Origin of the sequence: Arthrobacter sp. H41 (assembly GCF_000520535.1) — a bacterium.
In the GTDB taxonomy this organism is placed as follows: Bacteria; Actinomycetota; Actinomycetes; order Actinomycetales; family Micrococcaceae; genus Arthrobacter_D.
In genome coordinates this window covers 3,747-9,627 of the sequence record NZ_KI914835.1, presented here as the reverse complement: position 1 = coordinate 9,627, position 5,881 = coordinate 3,747, and the positions used below count along the sequence as shown (strand labels likewise).

Genomic DNA, 5,881 nt, shown 5'->3' with positions numbered 1-5,881 from the left:
GGGGAGCCGAGAAGGACCGGCCCGTCGGCTCCCTTGGCCACTCCGATCACCAATGCGTCACTGGGGATCTTCTTCAGGTCCTTCGACGCGGCTGTCAGGTTAAGTTCGCTTGCTTTGATCACGAAGCTGCTTCCTCATTTCCGGATGGATTGGCCGCGGATTGCCCGCGGATTGCCCGCGAAATGTCCAGGACACGACGTAGGCTTTCCTCCCGATCGTAGTCTCTCGTCGTTCATGGACTTCCGTCGACCGGAACCGCGGGCGCGCCGCGTGCACACGGAATGAAACAGGGCGCCCCGGGCGTTAGACAACTACGGGCGCCGTGGGCGTCCGATCACTTGACTGCCGCCGAGCGCGGCAGGTGCAGGGAGGGCAGGGGAAAAGCAATGCTGGAGCCACGGACACTGTTCAATGTCAATGCGGAGATCTTCGATGATCCTGCGCTGCGGGGACTGCCGCTTCTGGCGAGCCTGAGCGGGTTCGTCGACGCCGGGCACGTCGTATCGCAGGTCAGCGAAGAGCTGCTCGAGATCCTCGACTCCGAGACCGTGGCCGTGTTCGACGCCGACCAGTTGATCGACTACCGCAACCGGCGCCCGCGGATCACCTTCGCCGAGGATCACCTGACCGATTACCAGCCGCCCCGCCTCGAGCTCCACCGGCTGCACGACGGGCTCGGCGAGCCCTTCCTGCTGCTGACCGGCTTCGAGCCCGACCTGCAGTGGGAGCGTTTCATCAGCGCGGTCCTCCTCCTCGTCGAGGAGCTGGAGATCTCACTGCTGTCGTGGATCCACGCGATTCCGATGCCCGTTCCGCACACGCGGCCCATCGGCGTCACCGTGCACGGGAATCGCCCGGACCTCATCGACGGGAGGAACGCCTGGCGTCCCACCGCCGAGCTGCAGGCGTCGGTCGGTCACGTGCTGGAGCTGAGGCTCATCGAGGCCGGGCACGACGTCGTCGGGCAGGTGGTGCACGTGCCCCACTACCTGGCGGAGGCGGAGTACCCGCCCGCCGCGGTCGCAGGCCTGGAATACCTCGGGGCGTCGGCCGGGCTCATGCTCCCCACCGACCGGCTGCGGGAGACAGGGCGCGACGTCGAGCGCCAGATTGCCCGACAGGTCAACGGATCCACCGAGGTGCAGTCAGTGGTGACCAATCTCGAGCGGAAGTACGACGAACACGCGGGAAGCACCGAACGGCGGTCCCTCCTCGTGAAGGAGAACAGCGAACTGGCCAGTGCCGAGGAACTCGGCGCCGCCGTCGAGGCTTATCTTGCAAGTCCACGCGCGGAAGAGGAATCGACCCTCCTCTGGGATGCTGCGAACGAGCCGGACGTTCCCGGCGCAACGGACGACGACGGCGGTGCGGAAGACAGCCCCGTGCGTTGAATAATGGGGGAGTGAGCGGATCCCGTAACCATCGTGCGTATGTAGTGTGGGCCGCAGGCGTCTGCGCCTACCTCATAGCGGTGACCCAGCGGACCACCTTCGGCGTGGCGGGCATCGAGGCGACGGAGCGGTTCGATGCAACCGCGTCACAGCTGGCGGTTTTCACCGTGGTACAGCTGTTGGTCTACGCCGCCCTGCAGATTCCCGTCGGGGTACTGGTGGACCGCTGGGGCCCGCGTGCCCTCATCATGACGGGTGCCCTGCTAATGATGCTCGGGCAACTGCAACTGGCTTTCGCCGATTCCGTGGGCGCCGGCATCGTGGGGAGGCTGCTGGTGGGTGCCGGCGATGCCACCACCTTCATCTCGGTGCTCCGGCTGCTCCCTGCGTGGTTCGAACCACGCAGGATCCCGGTCCTGACCCAGTGGACCGGCATCATCGGCCAGCTCGGCCAGATAATGTCGGTCGTACCCTTCGTGGCCGTCCTTTCGACGTTCGGCTGGACCCCCGCATTCCTGGCGGCGTCGTCGCTCTCCCTCCTCGCGTTCGTGCTGGCCCTGGCCCTCATCCGGGACAGCCCGCAGCGGAAGAGCGGAGTAGTTCCGACGCTCCGGCAGACCGGTGTCTCACTTGCTGAAGCCTGGCGGCAGCCCGGTACCCGCCTCGGATTGTGGTCCCACTTCACCATCCAGTTCCCCGGCACCGTCTTCGTGCTGATGTGGGGCTATCCCTACCTCGTCAGCGCGGAAGGGGTCGAGGAGGGCGCCGCATCGGCACTGATGACACTGTTCGTGGCGGTCGGGATCATCTGCGGCCCGATCCTCGGGCGCTACGTGGCGCGCCATCCGTTACGGCGGTCCACCATGGTGCTGGCCATCGCGGGGGCCATCACGGTCGGCTGGCTCCTGGTGCTCCTGCACGCCGGACCTGCACCGTACTGGCTCCTGGCCGTGCTCGTCGTGGCGCTGGCGATCGGCGGCCCGGGGTCGATGATCGCCTTCGATTTCGCCCGCACCTTCAACCCGTCCACGCGGGTCGGCACGGCAACCGGCATCGTCAACATCGGCGGGTTCGCTGCGTCGCTCGTGTCGATGTACGTCATCGGGGTGGTCCTCGACCTCCTGCTGGCTTCGGGTTTCTCGGAGGGCAGGCTGTACTCGCTGGCGTCGTTCCGGCTTGCGCTCGCAACCCAGCTGGTATTCCTTGCGCTGGGTGTCGGCGCCATGCTTGTCGTCCGGCGGAGGGTTCGCCGGCAGCTTGCGGACCAGGGCGTCGTCGTCCCGCCCATCCGGCAGGCCGTCGCGAGGGAGCGGGCGCGGCGGAGACAGGAGAAAGCTCTGCGGCGGTTCCCTGAGCCGCCGGGCCGCGGAGGCCCTGGACCGTCCTGAGCCGGAGGCCCTCCGTGTCGCGGTTCGACCCGTTTCCTCCGGCACCTGATGGTCCACAGGGGGTGTCCACATGGGTTGTCCACATAGGGCAAGGAGGCGCTGTTCCGGGCGGTGCCGACGGAGGAGGGTCGGGACATGACCACCTCTCCTTCGCCCCTCAGAATCACCTCGCCGGCAGACGTCCTTTCCTACGTCCCGCACGCGCTCGGCTTCGTTCCCTTCGAGAGCCTCGTCGTTCTCACCATGACGGGCACGCGGATAGGCGCCACCCTCCGGGTGGACCTTCCCAAGGCGGACGGCGACGCCGCGGCGTTCGCCGACGGGGTGTGTTCATTCCTCCGGTCCGACGACACGGCTGACGGTTCCCTGATGATGCTCTACACGGCCGCAGGATGGGAGCGGCCCGGCGACCCGCCGTACCGGACGATGGTGAAAGCGCTCGGCGCGGCACTGGAGCTCGCGGGCCTCCACCTGCGGGACGGCTGGCTCATCTCGCCCTCGGCCTGGCGCGATTATTTCTGTGCCGATCCGCAGTGCTGTCCCTGGCCGGGGCACCCGCTGGAGGGGGTGGCCGACAGTGCGCTGAATGCCGAGCTCATCTACGAGGGCAGCTCCTTCGCCCCGTCGGTGGACGCGGCCGTCCAGTTGGCGGCAGCCGCCGCGCCGGTGCCGCGGACGACGGCGAGCGTGGCGCTGGCCTGTGCGGAGTACGCTGCGCTCTGTGCGGGCCGCTGGATGGAAGGAGGCCAGTTCCGCGCAACTGTCGAGGTCTGGGAAGCAGCCATCAATCTGCCGCTACCGCTTGATTCCAGTGAACACCCCCGCGTCGCAGGCTTCCTCGTCGCCAGCCTGGGCTCGAGGGCGATCCGGGATTTCCTCCTCGTCAGCAGCTGCCTGGGCCTTGAAAGCGCGGTCCGGGGGGCCCGCGCCTGCGCGCTGCTCGAGGAACGCTCTCCGGCAGCGTTCCCGATAGCACCCACGCTCGAGGCGCTCCGGCCGAACAGCGGATCCGGTGACTCCGGCCCGTGGGATGCTCCATCGTCGAGGGCGGACGCGCTTCAGCTCAGCGAACTGCTGTCAGGGAGCTATGAGGGCGCGATCCTCTGGAGCAGGGTCGATGCCGTCCATGCACTGCTGACGAGGCTCTGCCCGGTGTCGACCGGCGAGGGGAAGGCCGCGCTGTGCTCGATGCTGGCGTGGATCGAATTCGCACGGGGGCGGGGCTCACGCGCATGCGTCCATCTTGCCGAGGCTGAGGCGGCGGTGCCCGGCTACCGTCTGGCACGGCTCCTCTCGGAACTGATTCTCAGGGGTGGGATGCCTGCTTGGGCACGGAAACGCGGCTCAGCGTGGGCGGCGCCGTATCGGTGGGCTGGATGAGGCGGAAAACCTGCGTGGCCGGCCGCTCGAGATTTCCAGGGCGCGGGCATCTCGTGCGACAATGGAGGTTGAGACCCGGTCGGGTCCGTGCACCAATTGGAGGACTGCGCAGTACCCGCTGAAACCTGGAAAGTTGCAGGCGGCGGGAATAGCGCAGGTAGAAGGCGGGTTCTAACAAGGAACCCTGCCGGACCGATGCCATTGGAAGAAGCTACGGACTTGACAGGGTCATAGTGGTGTTGTCCCCTTGACGGCACCGCACACCGCCGTATGAAAGGTTCTCTGTGTCGGTCAAGAAGACAGCAGCACCGGTTTCTGTCGAAACCGGTTCCACCACCACCAAGCGTCGGGCAGCGCCCAAGAAGGCTGCCTCCGCGAAGGCGCCGGTGAAGGCTTCAACCGCTGCGGTGGCCCCGGACGAGGCGCTGGATGTCGTTGCGGATCCGCAGGGCGAGCCGGAGGCCGAAGAGACCAAACCCGAGGTCGCTGAGGCCGAAACAGGCTCAACAACCGGTTTCGTCTATTCGGACGCAGATGACGACGACGCCCCGGCGCAGCAGGTGGTGTCCGCGGGCGCCACGGCCGACCCCGTCAAGGACTACCTCAAGCAGATCGGCAAGGTCGCCCTCCTCAATGCCGAGCAGGAGGTGGACCTCGCGCTACGCATCGAGGCCGGCCTTTTCGCCGAGGACAAGATCAACTCGAACCCGGGCATGGACGCGAAGCTCCGCCGGGAACTCGAATGGGTCATCCACGACGGAAAGCGCGCCAAGAACCACCTGCTCGAGGCGAATCTCCGCCTCGTGGTGTCACTGGCGAAACGCTACACCGGACGCGGCATGCTCTTCCTGGACCTCATCCAGGAAGGAAACCTGGGACTCATCCGCGCAGTCGAGAAGTTCGACTACACCAAAGGCTTCAAGTTCTCCACCTACGCCACCTGGTGGATCCGCCAGGCCATCACCCGAGCCATGGCCGACCAGGCACGGACCATCCGTATCCCGGTCCACATGGTCGAGGTCATCAACAAGCTCGCACGCGTCCAGCGTCAGATGCTGCAGGACCTCGGGCGCGAGCCCACTCCCGAGGAACTGGCCCTCGAACTGGACATGACGCCGGAGAAGGTCGTCGAGGTCCAGAAGTACGGCCGCGAGCCGATCTCGCTGCACACGCCTCTCGGCGAGGACGGCGACTCCGAGTTCGGCGACCTCATCGAGGATTCCGAGGCAGTGGTCCCGGCGGACGCAGTGAGTTTCACCCTGCTCCAGGAGCAGCTCCATTCGGTGCTCGATACTCTCTCGGAGCGCGAGGCCGGGGTGGTCGCCATGCGATTCGGTCTGACGGACGGACAGCCGAAGACTTTGGACGAAATCGGGAAGGTCTACGGTGTGACGCGCGAGCGGATCCGCCAGATCGAATCGAAGACGATGTCGAAGCTGCGCCACCCCTCGCGGTCGCAGGTACTCCGGGACTACCTGGACTGAGATTTCTGTATGAAAGACCCTGCTGGCCCTGCACGACGGCAACAGAAGAGGCCCCCTCGAACGAGGGGGCCTCTTCTGTGTTTACACTGGTTACGCCGTCACACCTGGCGCAATCCTGAGCCGTTGAATGAAGCCGTGCTACAGCCTGCTGCCGACGTAATGCCGGATGCTAGGCGATGACCGCCGGCTTCTCGTGAAGCCGCTGGGTCTCGTCCTGCCACTCCGACGTGAGCGGCTT

General features: G+C 66.5%; 4 protein-coding genes. All 4 read left to right on the top strand.

The window, feature by feature from the left end:
* Positions 1-386: 386 nt before the first annotated feature.
* The 4 genes from Y705_RS20490 (at position 387) to Y705_RS0115155 (ending at position 5,643) form a co-directional block, all read left to right on the top strand.
* Positions 387-1,391, top strand: a complete 1,005-nt coding sequence (locus Y705_RS20490) for a proteasome assembly chaperone family protein (RefSeq protein WP_081738103.1) — start codon at positions 387-389, stop codon at positions 1,389-1,391.
* Positions 1,392-1,402: 11 nt separating this feature from the next.
* A complete protein-coding gene (locus Y705_RS0115165) occupies positions 1,403-2,779 on the top strand; it encodes an MFS transporter (RefSeq protein ID WP_026533473.1) in 1,377 nt (458 codons plus the stop codon).
* A 135-nt stretch (positions 2,780-2,914) separates the two neighbouring features.
* Positions 2,915-4,159 carry a DUF4192 domain-containing protein gene (locus Y705_RS0115160; RefSeq protein ID WP_026533472.1) on the top strand — a complete coding sequence of 415 codons (1,245 nt, stop codon included), beginning with the start codon at positions 2,915-2,917 and terminating at the stop codon, positions 4,157-4,159.
* 284 nt (positions 4,160-4,443) lie between these two features.
* Positions 4,444-5,643: an RNA polymerase sigma factor gene (locus Y705_RS0115155; RefSeq protein ID WP_026533471.1), complete on the top strand. Its 1,200-nt coding sequence runs from the start codon at positions 4,444-4,446 to the stop codon at positions 5,641-5,643.
* Positions 5,644-5,881 lie beyond the last annotated feature (238 nt).